The 21487-nt window shown below is 61.4% G+C and carries 16 protein-coding genes and 2 pseudogenes; 6 read left to right on the top strand and 12 right to left on the bottom strand.

All coding sequences use genetic code 11. From position 1 onward, the window contains the following. Positions 1-2: 2 nt before the first annotated feature. Together gcvH and ABTV22_RS23675 are read right to left on the bottom strand one after the other, a co-directional pair. The gene (gene gcvH / locus ABTV22_RS23680) at positions 3-386 is read right to left on the bottom strand and encodes a glycine cleavage system protein GcvH (RefSeq protein WP_433736849.1); all 384 of its coding nucleotides are present in this window, start codon (positions 384-386) and stop codon (positions 3-5) included. A 418-nt stretch (positions 387-804) separates the two neighbouring features. Next, the gene (locus ABTV22_RS23675; protein WP_433736848.1) at positions 805-2313 is read right to left on the bottom strand and encodes a sigma-54-dependent transcriptional regulator; all 1509 of its coding nucleotides are present in this window, start codon (positions 2311-2313) and stop codon (positions 805-807) included. A gap of 226 nt (positions 2314-2539) precedes the next feature. On the opposite strand from ABTV22_RS23675, the gene ABTV22_RS23670 reads away from it, so the two are divergent. Beyond that, on the top strand, positions 2540-3403 hold the full coding sequence (locus ABTV22_RS23670) for a DNA-3-methyladenine glycosylase family protein (RefSeq protein WP_433736847.1): 864 nt from the start codon (positions 2540-2542) through the stop codon (positions 3401-3403). A 104-nt stretch (positions 3404-3507) separates the two neighbouring features. Here the strand turns inward: ABTV22_RS23670 and ABTV22_RS23665 are convergent, their stop codons facing one another. The 10 genes and pseudogenes from ABTV22_RS23665 to gap form a co-directional block, all read right to left on the bottom strand. Continuing rightward, positions 3508-4857 carry a CoA transferase gene (locus ABTV22_RS23665; protein ID WP_433736846.1) on the bottom strand — a complete coding sequence of 450 codons (1350 nt, stop codon included), beginning with the start codon at positions 4855-4857 and terminating at the stop codon, positions 3508-3510. 166 nt (positions 4858-5023) lie between these two features. Beyond that, a pseudogene (locus tag ABTV22_RS23660) lies at positions 5024-5551 on the bottom strand (methyl-accepting chemotaxis protein); the annotation flags it as partial. Positions 5552-5929: 378 nt separating this feature from the next. Continuing rightward, positions 5930-6889: pseudogene (locus ABTV22_RS23655) on the bottom strand (PDC sensor domain-containing protein); the annotation flags it as partial. Between the two features lie 473 nt (positions 6890-7362). Beyond that, complete coding sequence (locus ABTV22_RS23650) at positions 7363-7752, bottom strand: YbaN family protein (RefSeq protein WP_433736845.1); 390 nt, start codon at positions 7750-7752, stop codon at positions 7363-7365. A 136-nt stretch (positions 7753-7888) separates the two neighbouring features. Continuing rightward, positions 7889-8491, bottom strand: coding sequence for a biliverdin-producing heme oxygenase (locus ABTV22_RS23645; protein WP_433736844.1), 603 nt, complete (start codon positions 8489-8491; stop codon positions 7889-7891). Between the two features lie 114 nt (positions 8492-8605). Then, positions 8606-11194, bottom strand: a complete 2589-nt coding sequence (locus ABTV22_RS23640; RefSeq protein ID WP_433736843.1) for a TonB-dependent receptor — start codon at positions 11192-11194, stop codon at positions 8606-8608. A 122-nt stretch (positions 11195-11316) separates the two neighbouring features. After that, on the bottom strand, positions 11317-12282 hold the full coding sequence (locus tag ABTV22_RS23635; protein ID WP_433736842.1) for a FecR family protein: 966 nt from the start codon (positions 12280-12282) through the stop codon (positions 11317-11319). 102 nt (positions 12283-12384) lie between these two features. Continuing rightward, positions 12385-12903 carry an RNA polymerase sigma factor gene (locus tag ABTV22_RS23630; RefSeq protein WP_433736841.1) on the bottom strand — a complete coding sequence of 173 codons (519 nt, stop codon included), beginning with the start codon at positions 12901-12903 and terminating at the stop codon, positions 12385-12387. 77 nt (positions 12904-12980) lie between these two features. Further along, on the bottom strand, positions 12981-13445 hold the full coding sequence (locus ABTV22_RS23625) for a methylglyoxal synthase (RefSeq protein WP_433736840.1): 465 nt from the start codon (positions 13443-13445) through the stop codon (positions 12981-12983). Between the two features lie 151 nt (positions 13446-13596). Next, positions 13597-14598 (bottom strand): type I glyceraldehyde-3-phosphate dehydrogenase, encoded by a 1002-nt coding sequence (gene gap / locus ABTV22_RS23620; RefSeq protein ID WP_433736839.1) that lies wholly within the window; start codon positions 14596-14598, stop codon positions 13597-13599. 220 nt (positions 14599-14818) lie between these two features. Between gap and edd the strand changes: the two genes are divergently transcribed. From edd to ABTV22_RS23595, 5 genes are all read left to right on the top strand, one after another. Next, the gene (gene edd / locus ABTV22_RS23615; RefSeq protein ID WP_433736838.1) at positions 14819-16645 is read left to right on the top strand and encodes a phosphogluconate dehydratase; all 1827 of its coding nucleotides are present in this window, start codon (positions 14819-14821) and stop codon (positions 16643-16645) included. Beyond that, a complete protein-coding gene (locus ABTV22_RS23610; RefSeq protein WP_433736837.1) occupies positions 16642-17592 on the top strand; it encodes a glucokinase in 951 nt (316 codons plus the stop codon). Before edd ends, ABTV22_RS23610 begins: the two co-directional genes overlap by 4 nt. Before the next feature lie 204 nt (positions 17593-17796). Further along, positions 17797-18528: a response regulator gene (locus ABTV22_RS23605; protein ID WP_433736836.1), complete on the top strand. Its 732-nt coding sequence runs from the start codon at positions 17797-17799 to the stop codon at positions 18526-18528. Beyond that, the gene (locus tag ABTV22_RS23600; RefSeq protein WP_433736835.1) at positions 18518-19987 is read left to right on the top strand and encodes an ATP-binding protein; all 1470 of its coding nucleotides are present in this window, start codon (positions 18518-18520) and stop codon (positions 19985-19987) included. Before ABTV22_RS23605 ends, ABTV22_RS23600 begins: the two co-directional genes overlap by 11 nt. 234 nt (positions 19988-20221) lie before the next feature. Next, complete coding sequence (locus ABTV22_RS23595) at positions 20222-21481, top strand: AGE family epimerase/isomerase (protein ID WP_433736834.1); 1260 nt, start codon at positions 20222-20224, stop codon at positions 21479-21481. The last annotated feature ends 6 nt before the right edge of the window (positions 21482-21487 follow it).

Here is a 21487-nt window from a genome sequence, read left to right as displayed (position 1 = left end):
CCTCAGGCGTCGGCTTGGGCTTTGATCAGACGGTCGTAAGCGTCCTGATCCAGCAGTTTGGCGACAGCCGATGCGTCGGCAGGCTGGAAGCGGAAGAACCAGCCTTCGCCCAGCGGATCTTCGTTGACCAGCTCCGGGGCACTGTCCAGCGCCGGGTTCACTTCCAGCACCTCACCGTCCAGAGGCATGTAAACGCCGCTGGCCGCTTTTACCGATTCCACGGTGGCAGCTTCAGCGCCTTGCTCGTAGGACTGCAGTTCAGGCAGTTGTACGAAAACCACGTCACCCAGCGCGTTCTGTGCGAAAGCGGTGATGCCGACTGTGACAGTGCCGTCAGCTTCGGTGCGCAGCCATTCGTGATCTTCAGTAAAACGCAATTCGCTCATGGAAAACTCCTAATGGGCCAGACTCGTCTGGTGGACGCGGTTGAATGCTTGGGCTATTGCCCTGATTTATGAGCGGATATGTAGCAAGAACGCGGCCAATGTTTATTTATTGTTATAAATCAATGAGTTAAGTGTATTTTTGGATTGAGCTAATCCATGGGTTGTAGCGAAATCGCTACAGCTGGGAGCGAAGATAAAAGCTGAAGTGGATCAAAGCCTTGCAAAGCGCAGGTCAGGCAGGGGTGTAGCGATATCGTTCCGCTGTAGCGCTTTCAGTACAGGTGGAGGTCGGTTTTGATGCGGGTGCAGCGCATCCGCGCGTAGGAGCTGCCGAAGGCTGCGATCTTTTGATTTTGTTTTTAAGATCAAGATCAAAAGATCGCAGCCTTCGGCAGCTCCTACAGGGAGGGGGTGTTGTTCAGGCCTTGTTGGGAATACCGTACTTGCGCAACCGGTGGGCGATGGCGGTGTGGGAGGTTTGCAGGCGGTTGGCCAGTTGCCGGGTCGAGGGGTAGCTGACGTAGAGTTTTTCCAGCAGGGTTTTCTCGAACTCTTCCATCGCCTGTTCCAGGCTGTCGACATCCTGGTCGCTCTGGCGTGCCACCGAGGTGCCGGCGATGTCGAGGTCGCCGATGTCAACCAGGCTGCTTTCGCAAATGGCCGCGGCGCGGAAAATCACGTTTTGCAATTGCCGCACGTTGCCTGGCCAACGGTTACCCAACAGGGCCGGATAAGTCCCCGGCGCCAGGCGGCAGACCGGGCGCTGGATCTGCGCGCAGGCCTGCTGCATGAAGTAGCGGGCCAACAGCAGAATGTCCTGGCCACGCTCGCGCAGTGGCGGGACTTCGACGTTGAGGACGTTGAGACGGTAAAACAAGTCTTCGCGGAACAGACCTTCGCTGACCATTTTTTCGAGGTTGCGGTGGGTCGCACTGAGAATGCGCACGTTGACCTTCACTTCGCGATCACCGCCCACTCGACGGAAGCTGCCGTCATTGAGAAAACGCAGCAACTTGGCTTGCAAGTACGGCGACATCTCGCCGATTTCGTCGAGGAACACCGTGCCCTGGTTGGCCAGTTCCATCAGTCCGGGTTTGCCACCGCGTTGCGCACCGGTGAAGGCGCCGGGGGCATAGCCGAACAATTCGCTTTCGGCGAGGTTCTCTGGCAGTGCCGCACAGTTCAACGCCAGAAACGGCGAGTTATGCCGCGCACTGATGGCGTGGCAGGCACGGGCCACCAGTTCCTTGCCGGTGCCGGTTTCACCCTGGATCAACAGCGGCGCATCGAGCGCCGCTACCCGTTTGGCCCGCACCTTGAGCGTGCGGATCACCGGTGACTCGCCCAGCAGTGCATCGAAACCTTCGGCGTGATCGTGGTGCAGCGCCGACAGGCGTTCACCAATGCGGTTGGGTTGATACAGGGTCAGCAGGGCGCCGGCATCGGTAATCGGTGTGGCGTCGAGCAACAAGGTCTGGCCGTTGACGGTGATTTCCCGTAGCGGCAAACGAAAACCGTGTTCGAGCAAGGTGTCGAGCAGGGCCGGGTCGGCGAACAGATCGGCGACACTTTCACCGGCCGGTTCGCGGCCGTACAGGGCAATCAACGCAGGGTTGGCCAGCAGCACCTTGCCCGCGCTGTCCAGTGCCAGCACCGGATCGGTCATGGCCGCCAGCAGCGCATCGAGCTGCAGGTGCCGACGCTGACCGGGCAGAATGTCGACCACCGTCATCGCCTGCACGCCGCGCACGCTGAGCAACGCATCGCGCAACTCTTCCAGGACGTCCGGGCTCAGGGTCGGGGCGTCGATGTAGACGTTGGGCGGGATCATTTCCACCGCATCCAGGTTGAGATTGCGCCCACCGAGCAGGGCCAGGACTTCCTGGGTGATACCGACGCGGTCGATGAAGCTGACGTGGATACGCATGGGGTGGTTCTGGATTCTGAAGTGCGGAGGGTGGCAAGTATGCCTTGGGGCGGGCGATTGGTGAAATCCTGCACACTGCGCACGCCGATGTTTTAACTGTGGGAGCGAGCCTGCTCGCGAAGAGGGAGTGTCAGTCGACATCAAGTTTGCCTGACAATCCGCTTTCGCGAGCAGGCTCGCTCCCACAAAGGATAATTTGGTCACATTGATCAATTTGAGGGGCACCATGAAACTGTCGCTGAAGTTTCAACCACCCTATGACTGGCCCGCCATGCTGGGCTTCCTGTCGGCGCGGGCGATTGCCGGGATGGAAGAGGTGGTCGAGGGTACTTATTCGCGCAGCATCGGCTTGAGGGGGATTCACGGCACCCTATCGATCACGCCTGAGGCGGCGGACTCACTGGCGCTGACCCTCGATTTTCCCGACCCGAGCGCCGTGCCCGAGATCGTCGCGCGCGTGCGGCGGATGTTTGACCTGGATACCGACCTCACCGCGATGCATCGGCACCTGAAGGCCGATCCGCTGCTGGCGCGGTTGATCGCCGAACGTCCAGGGCTGCGTGTGCCGGGGGCGTGGGACGGGCTGGAGTTGGCGATGCGTGCGGTGTTGGGCCAGCAGATCACAGTGACGGCGGCGATCAAGCTCGCGGGAAAATTGGTGGCGCAATACGGCGCGCCGTTGCCGTCGGCGCGAGGCGGTTTGAGCCATGTGTTTCCCGAGGCTGAAGTGTTGGCGGTGGCGGATCTCGCCGCATTGGGGATGCCCAAAAGCCGTGGTCGTACGTTGTCGGGCGTGGCCCAGGCGTTGCTGGACGATCCGTTGTTATTTGAGCCGGATCGGCAGGGGGGCGTGGCGCGGTTGCTGGGGTTGTACGGCATCGGTGACTGGACGGCGCAATACATTGCCCTGCGGCAATTGCGCGAGATGGATGGGTTTCCGACGGGGGATGTGGGGTTGATCAATGCGTTGGCGGCTTTGGAAGATGGGCCGGTGACGGCGCGGCAGTTGCAAGTGCGGGCTGAAGACTGGCGGCCGTATCGGGGGTATGCGGCGCAGTTGCTTTGGACGTCGTTGAGTCGGGTGGATTGAGTTTTGTGTTGATTGATCTGACGCCTTCGCGGGCAAGCCTCGCTCCTACAGGTCTTGCACTAAACCTGTAGGAGCGAGGCTTGCCCGCGAGGGCGATCTAAAGATCACCACCACTGCGCGCGATGGGAACCCAATTCGCATGCCGCAATCGCCCACTGCACTGGCGTCCCGGTGATCTTCAGCGGCACGTGCAACCGATGCGCCGGCCCCCAGGGTGTCTGCTCGACCAATATCCCCTGATCGCTTTCGTCCTCTGCTCGCAAAGGCTGATCGGTACCGGGCCCATGCTCGATCAACAACTTCGCCGTACGCGCCAACGACAGCCGCGCCGATCCACCACGCCCGTTGTTCAAACACTCCGCCAACAAACGGATCGCAGCGGCCGCCATCAAATACCCGGTGGCGTGATCCAGGGCTTGCACCGGCAAGGGCGTCGGCTTGTCCGCCAGCTTCCAATGCATGCCGGCGTCGGCAATACCGCTGCTCATCTGCACCAGGCTGTCGAAGCCGCGACGGTTCTGCCACGGGCCGCTCCAGCCATAGGCATTGAGGCTTACATCGATCAGGCCGGGGGCCAGTGTTTGTCGTTCGCTGACACCGTAGCCCAGACGTTCCAAGGCATCGGCGCGGTAACCGTGGAGCACGATGTCGGCGTCCTTGAGCAGGCTTTCGAACACACTTCGATCAGCTCTGTCCTGCAAGTCCAGGCGCGCACAGCGCTTGCCCAGGGTCATTTCCGGTATCACGCCCGGTTCGTTCCAGGTGGGCGGGTCGATCCGCAAGACGTCGGCGCCAAGGCCGGCGAGAAAACGACTGGCGACCGGTCCGGCCAGTACGCGGGTCAAATCCAGCACCTTGATTCCGGCCAGAGGCTGCGCCACCGAGCCTTGCCACGGTTTGGCGTTCTGTGGGTTGTGGGCGGTGAGCTGAATCAGCGGTTCGGCGTTCACGGCCTGACCCTGAGGGTGGGCTTGCCACTGCTCCCACGTGCGCATCTCGGCGGCGCACCCTCCGGCATCGACCACAGCCTGTTCCAGATCGTGCTTGGCCCACAGCTTCACTTTACTCGCCATCGCAGCACGGTCGGCACAGGCGCCCAGCACCGACTCGGCGGCGGCGCGGTGATGGGGTGCATTGGTGTGCAAGCGGATCCAGCCGTCCTTGGCGACGTAGTCACCGGCGATGGGGTCCCAGAGAGGCGGAACGCTCCAGCCCACGGGCCGCAACGAGCTGGAGAACCAGAAGGACGCCAGGCGTCGGTCGACGTCGAGGCCGGGCAAGCGTCCGGTTTGCTGGTGCAGCAGTTCGGCGGTGGCCTGGCCGGCAGCCGCGATGCTGGCACAGGCCAGGTCGGTGACGGCAAACGCCGAGGGCAGGGCGCCTGTGGAGGTGAATGGGATTGATGTGGGTGGCAAGCCGAGTGCGGCTTGAATGGACGTGAGTAGATCAGTCATCGAAGGCCCTCCGGAGCGAGAGGCCGAGCATAGATCAAAAAACAGCGTAATCGGATGAAAAACCCGTAGGCGCGAGGCTTGCTCGCGATGGCGTTGTGTCAGGCAGCAAATACGCCAATTGACACTACGCCTTCGCGGGCAAGCCTCGCTCCTACAGGGATGGTGGCTACACGCGGAACTGATCCATCAATTTCATTTGGTGAGTGGTCAGGTTGTTGAGTTGGCTGCTGATCTGCGCCGATTCGGTGGCCTGGCCCGTCAGGGTTTCGGTGACGGTACGGATCGCCGAGACGTTGCGGTTGACCTCCTCGGCCACGGCGCTTTGCTGTTCGGCGGCGCTGGCGATTTGCAGGTTCATGTCGCTGATCACGGTGACTGCATCGCTGATTTTGCTCAAGGCCTGAACCGCCTGCTGGATTTGACCGGCGTTGCTATGGGCCTGGGTCTGGCTCGAATGCATGGTGGCGACCACGCCACGGGTGCCGGACTGGATGCGCTCGATCACCAGGCGGATTTCTTCGACCGAGTCCTGGGTGCGTTTGGCCAGGTTGCGCACTTCGTCAGCCACCACCGCAAACCCGCGGCCGCTTTCGCCGGCACGAGCCGCTTCGATGGCCGCGTTCAGCGCCAGCAGGTTGGTTTGTTCTGCAACGTTGCGGATTACCTCCAGCACCGAGCCGATCTGCTCGCTGTTCACCGCCAGGGCTTCGACCTCCGTCACGGCCTTGCTGACTTCGTCCGCCAATTGATTGATGTCGCGGGTGCTGCGCTCAATGATCTGCATGCCATCTCGGGCCGACTGATCGGCACCCTTGGCGGCATTGGCCGCGTTCGACGCACTGTTGGCGACATCGTGGGCAGTGGCGCTCATTTCGTTGGACGCGGTGGCGACCTGATCGATCTCGCGGAACTGCAACTGCATGCCTTCACTGGTCTGACGGGCAATTTCCGAAGATTGGTCGGCGGTGCCTCGGGCGTCCGTGATGCTTTGCTTGATCTGCGCGATGGTCGGTTGCAGCTTGTCGAGAAAACGGTTGAACCAGCTGACCAGTGCGCCCAATTCATCCTTCTTGCTGTAGTGCAGGCGCTGGGTCAAATCACCGTCGCCGCTGGCAATATCCTTGAGCATCTCGGCCACGCTGTTGATCGGCCGGGTGACGCCGGATGCGGTGAGCCAGATCAGCAGCAGGCCGATCAGGCCGGCAATGATTGCAACGCCTATCGTCTGGATTGTACCGATTTGCCGGGCGTCTTCGAGTTGCCCTTGCAGTTTTACCGCGTCGGCCAGCAACGCTTGTTTTGGCAGGCCGATGACCACCGCCCAAGGCTTGGCGTCACTGATCGGGCTGACCGGGTTCACCGAGCGAATAAGGTCGCCCTGTTCGATAATCTTCGACTCACCGCCGCCGAGCAATTGCAGGATGTCTTTGCCTTGCGCACCGAGGGTATCGCCGATGTTCTTGCCCACTTTCGTCGCATCGGCGCTGAAAGCCGCCATCACGCCCGTGCCGGAGACGATCAGCATATGTCCGGCGCCGTTGAACAGCTCGCGCTGCGAGACGACCGCTGCCGCTTGCAGGGAGTCGAGGGCGATGTCGATACCCACCACGCCGATGGACTTGCCATCGACCAGCAGTGGCACGGAAATGGTGGTCATCAGCACTTCCTTGCCGCCGACGGTATCGGCGTATGGGTCGAGCAGGCAGGTGCGCTTGCTGTCCCGGGGGCAGGTGTACCAGACGTTGTAAGGCGTGCCGCTGAGGTTCAGGGTGGTCTTGGTCATGTCATCTTCGACCATTATCGTGTTCAGCGCTTCACCCCCGGCACGGCTCCAGTAAGTGGCGAAGCGGCCAATCTCGTTGGACTGGCGGGCGGCGTCACCGACGAACTCACTGTCCTTGCCGTCCAGGCCGTTGGGCTCGAATGCCAACCAGATGCCCAGCACCTTGGCGTTGCGCTCGAAGGCGGTTTTCAGGCTCTGATTCAACTCTTCACGCAGGGCACCGGGCTCAAGGGAGCGCTTGGTGGCCATGGTGCGCATGTCCTTGATCTGATCGGCCAGGGCGGTGACCACTGTCTGGGCTTCGCCGAAAGTCTTCTGCACCCGTACCGCTTGTTCGTCAGCCTCGGCCTGCAGCTGTCTCTGCACATTGACGGTGAGCATTCTGCTGCTGGAATCGCTGACCAGTTCATCATTCTGATTGGTCTGGTAGAGGTTCATACCCACGATCAACGTGACCACGCCAAGCAGGCACAGACCGGAGAGCAGGACGATTTTCAGGCGGATGGACAGTGAGTCGAACATAGGGCGAACTCGCGAATGGAGGATTGTTTGGCTGTGAGCCGTTGCGGCTCGACGCGCCAAATCCATTCAGCGCCGTTCAATTCCCATCGGCGTGGAGATGAGGTGCATGAATGGCAATCCGACGAGCGGTAGTGGTTGACCGTTTGCGCGGAAAAATGTGCCGAAAACTGGCCGAAAAACAGGGAAAGTCTCGGGAAGTATCAGGAGGGGTTGGGCAGTGATTCCGGCCGTGACCAGATCCAGAGATTGCCCAGGGTCATGCCGGCAATTGCCAGGTAAATCGGCCAGCCATGATCGAGCATCACCAGCATCAAGGTTGCACACAGCAACATGCTGACCGTGGCGCTGACCTTGGCTCGACGGGCAATGATCTTGCCGTTGCGCCAGTTGCTCAGAATCGGTCCGAACAGGCGGTGATTCTCCAGCCAGGCGCTCAAGCGCGGCGAACTGCGGGTGGCAGCCCAGGCGGCGAGCAGAATGAACTCGGTGGTCGGCAGGCCGGGAATGACAATGGCGATCAGGCCGATGCCGAGGCTGACATAGGCCAGCAGGCCGAAGAGCAGGCGGGTGAGTTTGGAGGTGGCTGGCATGGGCTCAGGCTTGATCGAGATTCACCTGTAGGAGCGAGCATGCTCGCGATAGAGGTCCAAACACCGAGGGGTGTCAGGCAGCCAGCGTTATCGTTGGCGACCATCGCGAGCATGCTCGCTCCTACAGGGAGGTGGGTTAGGCGAGTTCTGGGGCGTAAGCCTGTTCCAGCAACACAGTGAAGCGGTTGAAGGCATCGATGGCGCCTTTATCCAGCTGCGCTTCTTCCTCGGCACTGAGCTCCAGTTCATCAAGGGTTTTGACGAAGTTCTTCCAACCTTGTGCACGGCCGCCGGCCGGTTCGCCCAAGTGGCGGGCGCCGAAGGTTTCGCTCAAGCCCAGGCCCACGGCGCGCTTGATCAAAAACGCCGCGCCGAGCTTCGAGCCTTCGGAGACGAACAGCCAACCCAGGGCTTGAGCTTTGCCCGGATTCTTCACCGCACCGGTGACTGGCGCCGGCACTTCGGTGTCCAGGTCTGCCAGGTCCGCCTTGGCGGCGTCGGCACGGCAGCGCTCGGGCAGGTCGGAGACGATGGCAGTCAGTTCGGCATCGTTGTACAGCGCCACCAGTTCCGACTGGAACAGGTACTGCGCGACCACGAAACGGGCGAAGCTTGCCTGTGTTTCGAACGGTGCGTGGGCTTTGACCAGGGCATCGAGTTTGCTGTGGGGTTCGTGGGTAATCTGGTTCAGACGTTGCGAGCGCAAGGTTGGGCGTGCAGCGGTGTCCTGAGTGGTCATGGGGGAATCCTTGAGAAAAAAAGTGCCTGGTAACGAGACGAATGAGCAGGTGCCGGACAGTAAAAAAACCTCGCTGCGTGGCGTTCATCACACCGCGCAGCGAGGCTGTCCGGGTCAGATATCCCAGATCAAATTGACCGCGAAGTTACGGCCTGGCTGGGTCAGGCGATCGAGGTTGGCCGGTTGCGTCACCGAGGCTTCGCCGACGCTGTCGTAGCCACGCACGTCATCCCACAGCCAGTACTTTTTGTCGGTCAGGTTGTAGATGCCACCGCTGACGGTCACGTCGTCGGTCACCTTGTAGTACGCGCTCATGTCCAGCACGCCGAAGCCCGGGGTTTTGAACTGGCTGCTGACGCCGTCCGGCGATTTGAAGTTGCTGTCATCGACGCGATCCTTTTTCTTCACCAGGGTCCAGCTGAGCAGACCGCCATAGTTGTCCTGGTCGTAACCGAGGCCGAAGACGCCGGTCAGCGGGTTGACGCTGTTGAGCGGTTCGCCGTTGTCGTTGTTGCGACCGTAGGCGTAGGCCACCGAGCCCTGGGTGTAGAGGCCTTGCGGCGCACCGAAGGCGTCGAGGTTCAGGCGGCCCTTGATCTCGGCACCCTTGATGGTGGCGTGCTTGATGTTGGCGCTTTGGAAGGTCGGCTCGTCATAGCCAGGGGTCACGGCGTCTTCGTTGATGAAGTCGTGGTACTTGTTATAGAACACCGCCACGTCGAAGGAGCCCTGCTCGAAGTTGCCGCGCAGACCGGTCTCGTAGCTTTGGCTTGTTTCCGGCTCAAGGTTCGGATTCGGCTCCACGCGGTAGCCCGTGGTGGTGTTTTCGAACCGACCGTACAGCGCTTTGGCCGTGGGGGTGCGGAAGCCTTCGGCGTACTGGCCATACCAGGTGTAGTTGTCATTGAAGGCGTAGGTCAGGCCGAACTTGGGCGAGACTTTGTGCCAGGTCTTGTTGTCGTCGTTGACGGTGCCGCGACCGTCGGCGGCCACGGTGTTAAGGAATTCCTGGGTGATGTCCGGCTTGAGCTCGGTGTAGTCATAGCGCAGGCCCGGCAGGAAGGTCCAGTTGTTCCAACTGATCTGGTCCTGGGCAAACACGCTGTAGGTGTTGATGGTCGGATCCGGGAAGTCGCTGGATTTCTTCAACACGTCTGCGGTGCTGATCGCGCCGATGGCTGTGCAGCCGCGACCGACTGCCAGGCAAGTGCCGCTGCCGCTGCGCGAACCGGTGACCTTCTGCTGCTTGATCGTGGTGCCGTAGGTCAGCAGATGGTCGGTGTCGGCGATGCTGAAGGATTTATCCAACTGTGCGTCGAACACCCACTGCTTTTCTTCGTAGATCGTGTCCCGGGTACGCAGCACCTGGCGGGTGATCGGGAAGTAGAACTCCTCGGTGCTCTCATCGGTCTTGGCGATCTGGTGATTGAGGCTCCACTTGACGTTGTCCACCAGCAAGCTGTCGAGGGTGAAGCTGTGTTCCAGGCCAAAGCGCTCACGGGTGATGGTGTCGTTACCGGTGCGCCACTGGTACATGCCGCCAGGCAACACACTGGTCGGGATGGTGGGGGCACCCGCGTTGAACGGGCCGCCGTAGGCACTCTTCTGATCGGTGTCGCGGTCGTCCTTGTACTTCTCGTAGACCAGGCCCAGTCGTGCGTCATCCTGGTAATTCCAGCCGATTTTGGCCAGCACGTTGGTCGCCCGTACGTCTTCGGGGTTGGCGGCGGTGCGTGTCAGGCCGGTGCTGTTGTTGCTGCCGAAAGATTCGGTTTCGTGGCCGTCGCGCTGGCTGTAGTGCAGCAGACCGTCGAACTGATCGGCGCGCCCGGCGACGGTGGCGGATTTCAGCCAGCTGTCGTCGGCGGAGCTGTAGCCGGTCTTCAATCGTGCACCGACGTCCTGGCCGGGTTTGATGATGTCGTCCGGATCGAGGGTGAAGTAGCTGACGGCGCCGCCGATGGCGTTGCTGCCGTAGAGCACCGATGCTGGGCCGCGAAGGATTTCCACGCGCTTGATGATCTCCGGGTCGACATAGTTACGCTGAGTCTTGGCGTACGGACCGTTGAAGAAACCGTTGGGGATTTCAACGCCGTCAATCTGGGTCAGCACACGGTTACCGTCGATACCCCGGATGTTGTAGCCGCTGATCCCGCCACGGGTGCCGGCACCACCCACCGAGACGCCCGGCTCGTAGCGCACCAGATCCTTGATGGTATTGACGTTGCCGCGGTCCAGTTCTTCGCGGGTATGGACGGTGACGGTGCTGGGCACACTGTTGACGTCTTGCTCGTTACGCGTGGCGCTGATGGTCACCTGTTGCAGATTCAACGTGCCGGCGCTGGTGGGGCGTTCGAGCACGATGTTGTTGTTGCCCAGTTTGCGGTAGTTCAGGTGGGTCCCCACCAACAGGCGATCCAGGGCTTTTTCCGGTGGCAGCGACCCGCGCACACCCGGCGATGCCACACCCTCGGCCAGCTCCGCCGGCAAGCCAATCTGCCAGCCGGTCACGGCGGTGAAGTCATTGAGTGCCGAGACCAACGGTTGCGGTGCGATGGCGAACGAATAGTCGCCCATGCTGCGGCTCGGCTGTTCGGCGGTGGTGGCCATGGCAGGCGCGGTGCCGGCCATCAGAATGGCGGCGGTCAGCAGCGACAGCACGCGGGAAGGGGAAGAGGACTGGCGGGTGAGGCGAGAGGACATCGATAGCGCTCCGTGTCGCACGAATCTTTATAGGTGCTGATGGGCATCCAGAGATGCGAATCAATTGCATTGGCTATAACGAGACGTACGAGCTTCAGCTATCGAGTAAAAATAATTCTCATTTAGTTCAGGATGACCAGCGCCGGGTATTCCTTGAGCTTTGCCGAGGTGATGTGCGCCAGCGAGCGGACCACGTCCAGCGGCTGGTCGAGGCGGTAGTTTCCGGTGACGGCGACATCGGCCAACTGCTCATTGGTGTTGATGATCCAGCCCGGATAGTAACGACGAAGCTCCGCCAGCACCTGATTCAGCGGGCAGTTTTCGAACACCAGGCGACCCTGGACCCAGGCCAGATCAGTGGCGGCATCGAGCTTGGCCGGGCGGTCGAAACCGTTGGGGCCGATACGGATGCTTTCGCCGGCGGTCAGGCGCACTCGCGCGTCATCGCGGGTGGCACGCAAGTCGACATCCCCGCGTTGTACGCGAACCTGAGTCACGCCATCCAGGTAACGCACGGCGAAAGCGGTATCGCGAACGCTGGCGGTGACCGGGCCGGCATCGATCTCCAGCGGTTGGCCGCGATCGGGCTGCACCTCGAAAAACGCCTCGCCCTGATACAGGCGCGCCACCCGTTGCTGATCGTTGATGGTGCTGGAAAAAGCCGAGTTGGTGTTGAGCAGCACCTTGGAGCCGTCCTCCAGTTGCAGGCGTTGGCGTTCACCGACGACAGTCAGGTGATCGGCCTGCAGGCGCAGCGGCAGGTTACCGAAACTGAACAAGCCGAGGATCAGCACGGCAGCGGTGGCCAGGGGTTTCCAGTGTGGGCGAAGGCGCGTCAGGACGGTGACTTTGGCCGGGCGCGACGCCAGGCTTTGCGCGCATTGCGTGACTTGCGGGCCATTCCAGATCGCCTGGGCCGTGGCGAAGGCTTCGGCGTGCGCCGGGGAGGCGGCGAGCCAGGCGCGGAACTGGCGAGACTCTTCTTCACTCGGGCTGTCCAGCACGATCAGCCAGTCCATAGCCTGGTCCATCGCGTCTGCAGGGTCCTGCGCCGGGGAGGGCGAAGGGGAGCGGTGGGTGTCCGTCACGGTGTTTCCTCGGCAGTGTCTGTGCACGGCTGTTTTTTTAGTGAAGCGCAAAAGAGGGGCAAGGGTAGCCCTGATGAACAAAAGCGTCGAGACACGGGCGACTCATCGGCTGTTCGAGCGGTCGGCGACGCCGATGCAGATGCTCATGATCAGTTTCAGTTCCTTTTGCACGGTGCTGAGCGAGACGTCGAGCTTTTCGGCGATCTCCAGGTAGCTGTGGCCGTGCAGGCGGCTGAGGATGAAAATCTGTTGTTGGCGGGGGCTGAGTTGACCGAGGCGCACGTTCAAACGCTCCAGCAGTTGTTCGGCATGGGCGGCATCCTCGGCGCTGCTGGCGGGGGCGGCGACGCTTTGCACCACGTCCAGCGGCACGTCGTCGACCATGGTTCGCGAGTGGATGCGCCGCGCGCGCAAGTGGTCCAGCGCCAGGTTGCGTGCGGTCTGGAATACGAAGGGTTCCAGATGATCGATGGCTCGCTCGCTGAGCGCACGGGTCACCCGCAGGTAAGTCTCCTGCAGGAGATCCTCGGCGGTGCTGTGGTTGTTGACCATCCGCTCCAGCGTGCGCAGCAGGGACACTCGCTGGGTGATGAAGACGTCGTTGAAGCGCGATTGACTCACGGGAGGACCTGATCCATTTCGAGTTAATGATAATGCTTATCATCCACTCGAGTGGTCAAGTATTGATTTGTGAAGGATCAGGCACGGCCCTGCAAATATGTCGCGTAATCCGGAATCCGGTGCTCATGGGCCTGATCCATCAACGGGCTGCTGAGCAGGTAGTCGGCGCTGCATTCATTGCACGCCACGGGAATGTTCCAGACCGCCGCAACGCGCAGCAATGCCTTGATGTCCGGGTCGTGGGGTTGCGGTTCGAACGGATCCCAGAAGAACACCAGCATGTCCACCCGTTGCTCGGCAATTTGCGCGCCGAGCTGTTGGTCGCCGCCCAGCGGGCCACTGATCATGCTTTCCACGGGCAGATCGAGACGTTGTTGCAATAACAAACCCGTGGTGCCGGTGGCGACCAGTTCATGCCGGGCGAGCCGGTCTTTCTGGCGTGCGGCCCAGTCCAGCAAAAACACTTTGCAATGGTCATGGGCCACCAGGGCGATGCGTTTGCGCGCAGCGATGGTTTTTTCGGTAAAGCTGATGCCGATCATGGGTTGCTCCAAACGATGGCGATGACGCCATCACGTAGGAGCCAGGCTTGCCGGCGAAGAACGATAATGCGGTGTATCTGTAAAACCGCATTATCGTTCTTCGCCGGCAAGCCTGGCTCCTACGGGTGACAGCGGTGTCATGGGTGCAGGGTTACTCGGCGTTACACAGCGCCAGGCAGTTATCGAGCATGCGGTTGGAGAAGCCCCATTCGTTGTCGTACCAGGCCAGCACCTTGAGCAGCTTGCCGTTGGCCTTGGTGTGGTTGGCGTCGAAGATCGATGACAGCGGGTTGTGGTTGAAGTCGCTGGAAACCAACGGCAGGGTGTTGTAGCCAAGAATCTTCGAATGCTGGCTGGCCTGCTTGAGCAGTGCGTTGACTTCATCGGCCGATGCTTCGCGCTTGAGCTGTACGGTCAGGTCCACCAGTGACACGTTGATCACCGGTACCCGCACCGCCATGCCGGTCAGCTTGCCCGCCAGTTCCGGCAGCACCAGGCCGACCGCTTCGGCGGCGCCGGTCTTGCTCGGGATCATGTTCTGGGTAGCGGAACGGGCGCGGTACGGGTCGGTGTGGTAGACGTCGGTCAGGTTCTGGTCGTTGGTGTAGGCGTGGATGGTGGTCATCAGGCCGCTTTCGATGCCCAGTTCACGGTGCAGCACCTGGGCCACCGGGGCCAGGCAGTTGGTGGTGCACGATGCGTTGGAAATGATCTGGTGCGACTGGCGCAGAATGTCGTGGTTGACCCCATACACCACGGTGGCGTCGGCACCCTTGGCCGGCGCGGAAATAATCACTTTGCGTGCGCCGGCCGTAATATGCGCGGCGGCTTTGGCCCGGTCGGTGAACAAACCGGTGCATTCGAATACCACATCAATTTTTTCCGCGGCCCAAGGCAGGTCGGCCGGATTGCGAATGGCGCTGACCGCGATGCGGTCGCCGTTGACGGTCAGGCTTTCCTGGTCGTGCTGAACATCGGCGTCGAACGTGCGGTGAACAGTGTCGTACTTAAGCAAGTGCGCGTTGATCGCGCTGTCACCCAAATCGTTGATGGCGACGATTTGCAAATCCTGACGATAGCCTTGGGTATAGAGTGCGCGCAGAACGTTACGGCCAATGCGGCCAAAACCATTGATTGCGATTCGAAGAGTCATATGTCAGCGCCGCCGTCGTTTTGTTGTTGGAATTACAAGATTATTCGCAAAAAAATAGAAAACAAGCCTTTTTAGTGGCAATATTTTGTTCTATCTACAACGAGTGACCTGAATCAACTGGTCCAATTGGTCAACAAAACCGTCCGTCATCCCATCGACAACGGCTCTTGATCAGCATAGACAATCAGGTCGCCACATCCGTTAGCCTGGAGTTCTACACATGCATCCCCGCGTCCTTGAGGTCACCGAACGGCTTATCGCCCGCAGTCGCGCCACGCGTGAGGCTTACCTTGCACTGATTCGCGGTGCGGCCAGCGACGGTCCAATGCGCGGCAAGCTGCAATGCGCCAACTTCGCCCATGGCGTGGCCGGTTGCGGCAGCCACGACAAGAACAGCCTGCGGATGATGAACTCCGCCAACATCGCAATAGTTTCGTCATATAACGACATGCTCTCGGCGCACCAGCCGTACGAAGTCTTCCCCGAACTGATCAAAAAAGCCCTGCGCGAGATCGGTTCCGTCGGCCAGTTCGCCGGCGGTACCCCGGCCATGTGCGATGGCGTGACTCAGGGCGAGCCGGGCATGGAGCTGAGCCTGCCCAGTCGCGAAGTGATCGCGCTGTCCACCGCCGTGGCGTTGTCCCACAACATGTTTGACGGCGCGTTGATGCTCGGCATCTGCGACAAGATCGTCCCGGGCCTGATGATGGGCGCGCTGCGCTTCGGTCATCTGCCGATGATCTTTGTGCCGGGCGGGCCGATGGTCTCGGGCATTTCCAACAAGCAGAAAGCCGATGTGCGCCAGCGCTATGCCGAAGGCAAGGCCAGCCGCGAGGAACTGCTGGAATCGGAAATGAATTCCTACCACAGCCCGGGCACCTGCACCTTCTATGGCACCGCCAACACCAACCAGTTGCTGATGGAAGTCATGGGCCTGCACTTGCCGGGCGCGTCCTTCGTCAACCCGAACACGCCGCTGCGTGATGCCCTGACCCGTGAAGCGGCGCATCAGGTGACACGCCTGACCAAGCAGAACGGCAGCTACCTGCCGATCGGCGAAATCGTCGATGAGCGTTCGTTGGTCAACTCCATCGTTGCCCTCAATGCCACCGGCGGTTCGACCAACCACACCTTGCACATGCCGGCCATCGCCATGGCGGCGGGCATCCAGTTGACGTGGCAGGACATGGCCGACCTTTCCGAAGTCGTGCCGACCTTGAGCCACGTCTACCCGAACGGCAAAGCCGACATCAACCACTTCCAGGCGGCGGGCGGCATGTCGTTCCTGATCCGCGAACTGCTGGACGCCGGGTTGCTTCACGAGAACGTCAACACCGTGATGGGCCATGGCCTGAGCCGTTACACCATGGAGCCGTTCCTCGACAATGGCGAACTGGTCTGGCGCGAAGGCGTGACCGAAAGCCTCGATGAAACCATCCTGCGCCCGGTCGCCCGTGCGTTCTCGCCAGAGGGCGGTCTGCGGGTGATGGAAGGCAACCTCGGTCGCGGGGTGATGAAAGTCTCGGCCGTGGCTCTGGAGAACCAGATCGTCGAAGCGCCGGCCATGGTGTTCCAGGATCAGCAGGACCTGGCCGATGCGTTCAAGGCCGGTTTGCTGGAGAAGGATTTCGTCGCGGTGATGCGCTTCCAGGGCCCACGTTCCAACGGCATGCCGGAGCTGCACAAGATGACGCCGTTTCTCGGGGTGCTGCAGGATCGCGGCTTCAAGGTGGCGCTGGTGACCGACGGGCGCATGTCCGGCGCGTCGGGGAAAATTCCGGCGGCCATTCACGTCAGCCCAGAAGCCTATGTGGGCGGCGCTTTGGCGCGGGTGCAAGAGGGCGATATCATCCGCGTAGATGGCGTCAAAGGCACCCTGGAGATTAAGGTGGACGCCGAAGAATTCGCAGCGCGCACGCCGGCCAAGGGCCTGTTGGGCAACAACATCGGCACCGGTCGCGAGCTGTTCGGTTTCATGCGCATGGCCTTCAGCTCGGCGGAGCAGGGCGCCAGCGCCTTCACTTCTGCCCTGGAGACGCTTAATTGAAACTGGCTTTGGTCGGTGACATCGGTGGGACCAACGCACGGTTCGCGTTGTGGAAAAACCAGCAGCTGGAATCGGTCCAGGTGCTGGCGACGGCCGACCATGCCAGCCCGGAAGAGGCGATCAGCCTGTACCTGAGCGGGCTGGGTCTGGCGCCGGGGGCAATCGGTTCGGTGTGCCTGTCGGTGGCCGGTCCCGTGAGCGGCGACGAGTTCAAATTCACCAACAACCATTGGCGCTTGAGCCGCAAGGGCTTCTGCCAGACCTTGCAGGTGGATCAGTTGTTGCTGGTCAATGACTTCTCGGCCATGGCCCTGGGCATGACCCGTTTGCAACCGGGCGAATTCCGCGTGGTCTGCGAGGGCACGCCGGAGCCGATGCGCCCGGCGGTGGTGATCGGTCCGGGTACCGGCCTGGGCGTCGGCACCTTGCTTGATCTGGGTGAAGGACGTTTTGCCGCGCTACCGGGTGAGGGTGGTCACGTCGATTTGCCACTGAGCAGTCCGCGTGAGACTCAACTGTGGCAACACATCTTCAGTGAGATCGGTCATGTCAGCGCAGAAACCGCGTTGAGTGGCGGCGGCTTGCCACGGGTCTATCGGGCGATCTGCGCGGTGGACGGTCATGAACCGGTGCTCGACACCCCGGAAGCGATCACCGCTGCGGGGCTGGCGGGCGATCCGATTGCCCTGGAAGTGCTCGAACAATTCTGCTGCTGGCTCGGTCGTGTGGCCGGCAACAACGTACTGACCACCGGTGCGCGCGGCGGCGTGTACATCGTTGGCGGGGTGATTCCGCGTTTCGCCGATTTCTTCCTCGAAAGCGGTTTTGCCCGGTGCTTTGCCGACAAGGGCTGCATGAGCGATTACTTCAAGGGGATACCGGTGTGGCTGGTGACGGCGCCGTACTCCGGGTTGGTGGGGGCGGGGGTGGCGCTGGAACAGTCTTGAAACCGCGTCGTTCCCTTCGCGGGCAAGCCTCGCTCCTACGGAAATGCCGCGTCGGCGCCTTCGCGGGCGAGCCTCGCTCCTACGGAAACAGTGCAGCATCTTGTAGGAGCGAGGCTTGCCCGCGAAGAGGACCTCACAGACACCAAAGATTTACGCTCGATCAGGCATAATCCGCCCAATTCCAACAACAAGGACGCCTTCGAAGTGAGCTCAGTCAACAAATCGATTTTGTTGGTCGATGACGATCAAGAGATACGCGAGTTGCTGGACACCTACCTGACCCGCGCCGGTTTCCAGGTCCGGACCACGCCCGATGGCGCCGGATTTCGTCAGGCATTGAACGATGAGCCGAGCGATCTGGTGATCCTCGACGTGATGCTGCCGGACGAAGATGGATTCAGTCTGTGTCGCTGGATTCGCCAGCATCCCAAGCGTGCCCAGGTACCGATCATCATGCTCACCGCCAGTTCCGACGAGGCCGACCGGGTCATCGGCCTGGAGCTTGGCGCCGACGACTATCTGGGCAAACCCTTCAGTCCCCGTGAATTGCAGGCCCGCATCAAGGCCCTGTTGCGCCGTGCCCAGTTCGGTCAGGAGCGTAACGGCGGTGAAGTGCTGGCCTTTGATGACTGGCGGCTGGACATGGTCAGCCATCGGCTGTTTCACATCGATGGCGAAGAGGTGATTCTGTCCGGCGCCGATTTCGCCTTGCTGAAACTGTTCCTCGATCACCCGCAGGAAATCCTCGACCGCGACACCATTGGCAATGCCACCCGTGGCCGTGATTTGATGCCGCTCGATCGCATCGTCGACATGGCAGTCAGTCGCCTGCGCCAGCGTTTGCGCGACACGGAAAAACCGCCACGATTGATCCGCACCGTGCGTGGCAGCGGCTATCAACTGGCAGCCAATGTGGTTGTCAGCAATGGTCACTGAGCCCCTGCGCAAACTGGCGCGACGGGTGCCGATGCCGCGCTCGCTGCTCGGGCGCATGTTGCTGTTGACCCTGCTGGCGGTGTTGTTCGCCCAGACATTGTCGAGCGTTATCTGGGTCTCGCAATTGCGCGCCACCCAGCTTGAAGGCCTGGTCACCAGCGCCCGCAGTCTCGCCCATTCAATGACCGCCAGCGTCAGTTACTTCCGCTCCTTGCCGGTGGCGTTTCGACCATTGGTGCTCGATCAGCTGCGCAGCATGGGCGGTACGCGATTCGTGGTCACGCTCAACGACAAACCCCTGGGCATGGAAGTGCTGCCGATCACCCCGCGCAAGGCGGCGGTGATCAAAGCGGTGGATGAAGTGTTGCGTCAGTCGCTGGGGCAGGACACCGATATCTCTGTCACCTTCGTCAGTCCCGAAGACCTGAGGATTTTCAATGGCGGCCTTAAGCTCGATGAGTTGCCGCGCTCCTGGGCGCACTACGCGCTGACCCTGGAGCCGGTGAACCCGCCGGTGCTGGTGACGCAGATCCAGATGGCACCCGGCGAATGGTTGTACATCGCCTCGCTATTGCCCGAGCCCTACACCAGTCTCGAAGAGCAAGGCCTACCGGCGCAGCAGGTGTGGTTCATCGTCCTCACCAGCGGTTTCCTGTTGTTGTTCATTGGCCTGTTGGTGCATTGGCAGAGCCGGCCCCTCAAGCGCCTCGCGCGGGCTGCGAGGGACCTGTCGCTGGGTGCCGATGTCGAGCCGGTGGCCGACGGTGGCGGCAGTGAAGTGGTCGAAGTCGGCCGCGCCTTCAATACCATGCGCGAGCGCATCAGCCGCTACCTGACCGAACGCAGTCAATTGTTCAGTGCGATTTCCCATGACCTGCGCACGCCGATTACGCGGTTGCGGCTGCGGGTCGAATTGCTCGAAGACGAGACGCTGCAAGCCAAGTTCGGACGTGATCTGGACGAACTGGAGCTGCTGGTCAAAGGCGCGCTGCAATGTGTGAAAGACACGGACATCCATGAAAACATCGAGCAGGTGGACCTCAACTACGTGCTCGACTGCCTGGTGGAGCCGTACCTGGCGCCGAACGGCAACGGTCGCGTGACCCAACAAGGGCGGGCGCTGGCCACCTATCCGGGCAAACCGCTGGCACTCAAGCGCTGCATCGGCAACCTGATCGACAACGCCCTGAAATACGGACAGAACGCCCACCTGCACATCGATGACGACGACAGTGCGTTTGTGCTGCATGTCGACGACGAAGGCCCCGGTGTTCCGGAGCAACGGCTGGAGCAGGTGTTCGAACCGCACTTTCGTTTGGCGGGGCAGCAGCAGGGGTATGGATTGGGGCTGGGCATCGCCCGCAACATTGCCCATAGCCATGGAGGGGAAGTGAGTCTGCAGAATTTGCGCGAGGGTGGGTTGCGGGTGACCTTGCAATTACCCCGTACCATCGACTGACCCACAACACCCCCGTAGGAGCCGGCTTGCTGGCGATGGCGCCATCGAAAACACCATCGCCGTAGGAGCCGGCTTGCTGGCGATGGCTTCATTGAAAACGCCATCGCCAGCAAGCCGGCTCCTACAGGTACGTTTGTCACCATTTGGTGACATAACGCGCCCCCTTCGTTACAAGCCCACCCTGGCCCGTTGTTTAGACTGCCCCTCAGTCATAACAACAAAAAAGGCCACCTCATGGATCACTTCCAACCTGCTTTCAGCAGTTGGCTGACCGCACCCACCCATCAGCAATGGCTCGCCGCCGAGGGCTTGCGCCTGCTGGCGTTTGCCAAGGCTTCGAAGCTGCCTGAAGGCTTTGGCAATCTCGACGAACGAGGTCGCCTGCCGGCCGACGCGCAAGCCGAAACCATGAACACCGCACGCATGACCCACAGCTTCGCCATGGCCCATATCCAGGGCCAGCCAGGTTTCGCCGAGCTGGTGGACCACGGCATCCAGTCTCTGCGCGGACCGTTGCGCGATGCCCTGCATGGCGGCTGGTTCGCGGTGGCCGAACACCGCGACGGCAACACCGGCAAGAACGCTTATCTGCATGCCTTCGTGGCGCTGGCTGCCAGCTCCGCGGTGGTTGCGCAGCGGCCCGGCGCGCAAGCCTTGCTCGATGATGCGATCGACATCATCGACAGGTATTTCTGGAGCGAGGAGGAGGGCGCGATGCGCGAATCCTTCAACCGCGACTGGAGCTGCGAGGAAGCCTATCGCGGCGCCAACAGCAACATGCACGCCACCGAAGCCTTTCTCGCCCTGGCCGACGTCACTGACGATAACCGCTGGTTGTGCCGCGCCCAGCGCATCGTCGAGCGGGTGATTCACGGTCACGCCGCCGCCAATGGCTATCTGGTGGTCGAGCATTTCGACCGTGACTGGCAGCCACTGCGCGAATACAACCACGACAATCCCGCCGACGGCTTTCGACCTTACGGCACTACGCCGGGCCATGGTTTCGAATGGGCGCGGTTGCTGCTGCACCTCGAAGCGGCTCGGGTGCGGGCGGGGATGCTCACGCCGGGCTGGCTGGCCACTGACGCGCAAAAACTCTTCGAGCAAAACTGTTTGCACGGCTGGGATGTCGACGGCGCGCCGGGCATTGTCTATACCCTCGACTGGGACAATCGCGCGGTGGTTCGCCACCGCCTGCATTGGACTCATTGCGAAGCCAGTGCTGCGGCCAGCGCCCTGCTAAAGCGCACTGGCGATGTGCAGTACGAGCACTGGTACCGGCAGTTCTGGGAGTTTTGTGACCAGCATTTCATCGATCGCTGCGATGGCAGCTGGCACCACGAACTCGACCCGTTGAACCGCCCGAGCGCCGATATCTGGGCCGGAAAACCCGATCTGTATCACGCCTGGCAAGCGCTGCTGATTCCGCGCCTGCCCCTGGCGCCGAGCATGGCCACTGCGCTGGGGCAGTTGTCCCAGAGCGCTGCTGTATAAGCTGCT

It is taken from the genome of Pseudomonas putida (assembly GCF_050990305.1).
In the GTDB taxonomy this organism is placed as follows: Bacteria; Pseudomonadota; Gammaproteobacteria; order Pseudomonadales; family Pseudomonadaceae; genus Aquipseudomonas; species Aquipseudomonas putida_AH.
This window is presented reverse-complemented; position numbering and strand designations above follow the sequence as displayed.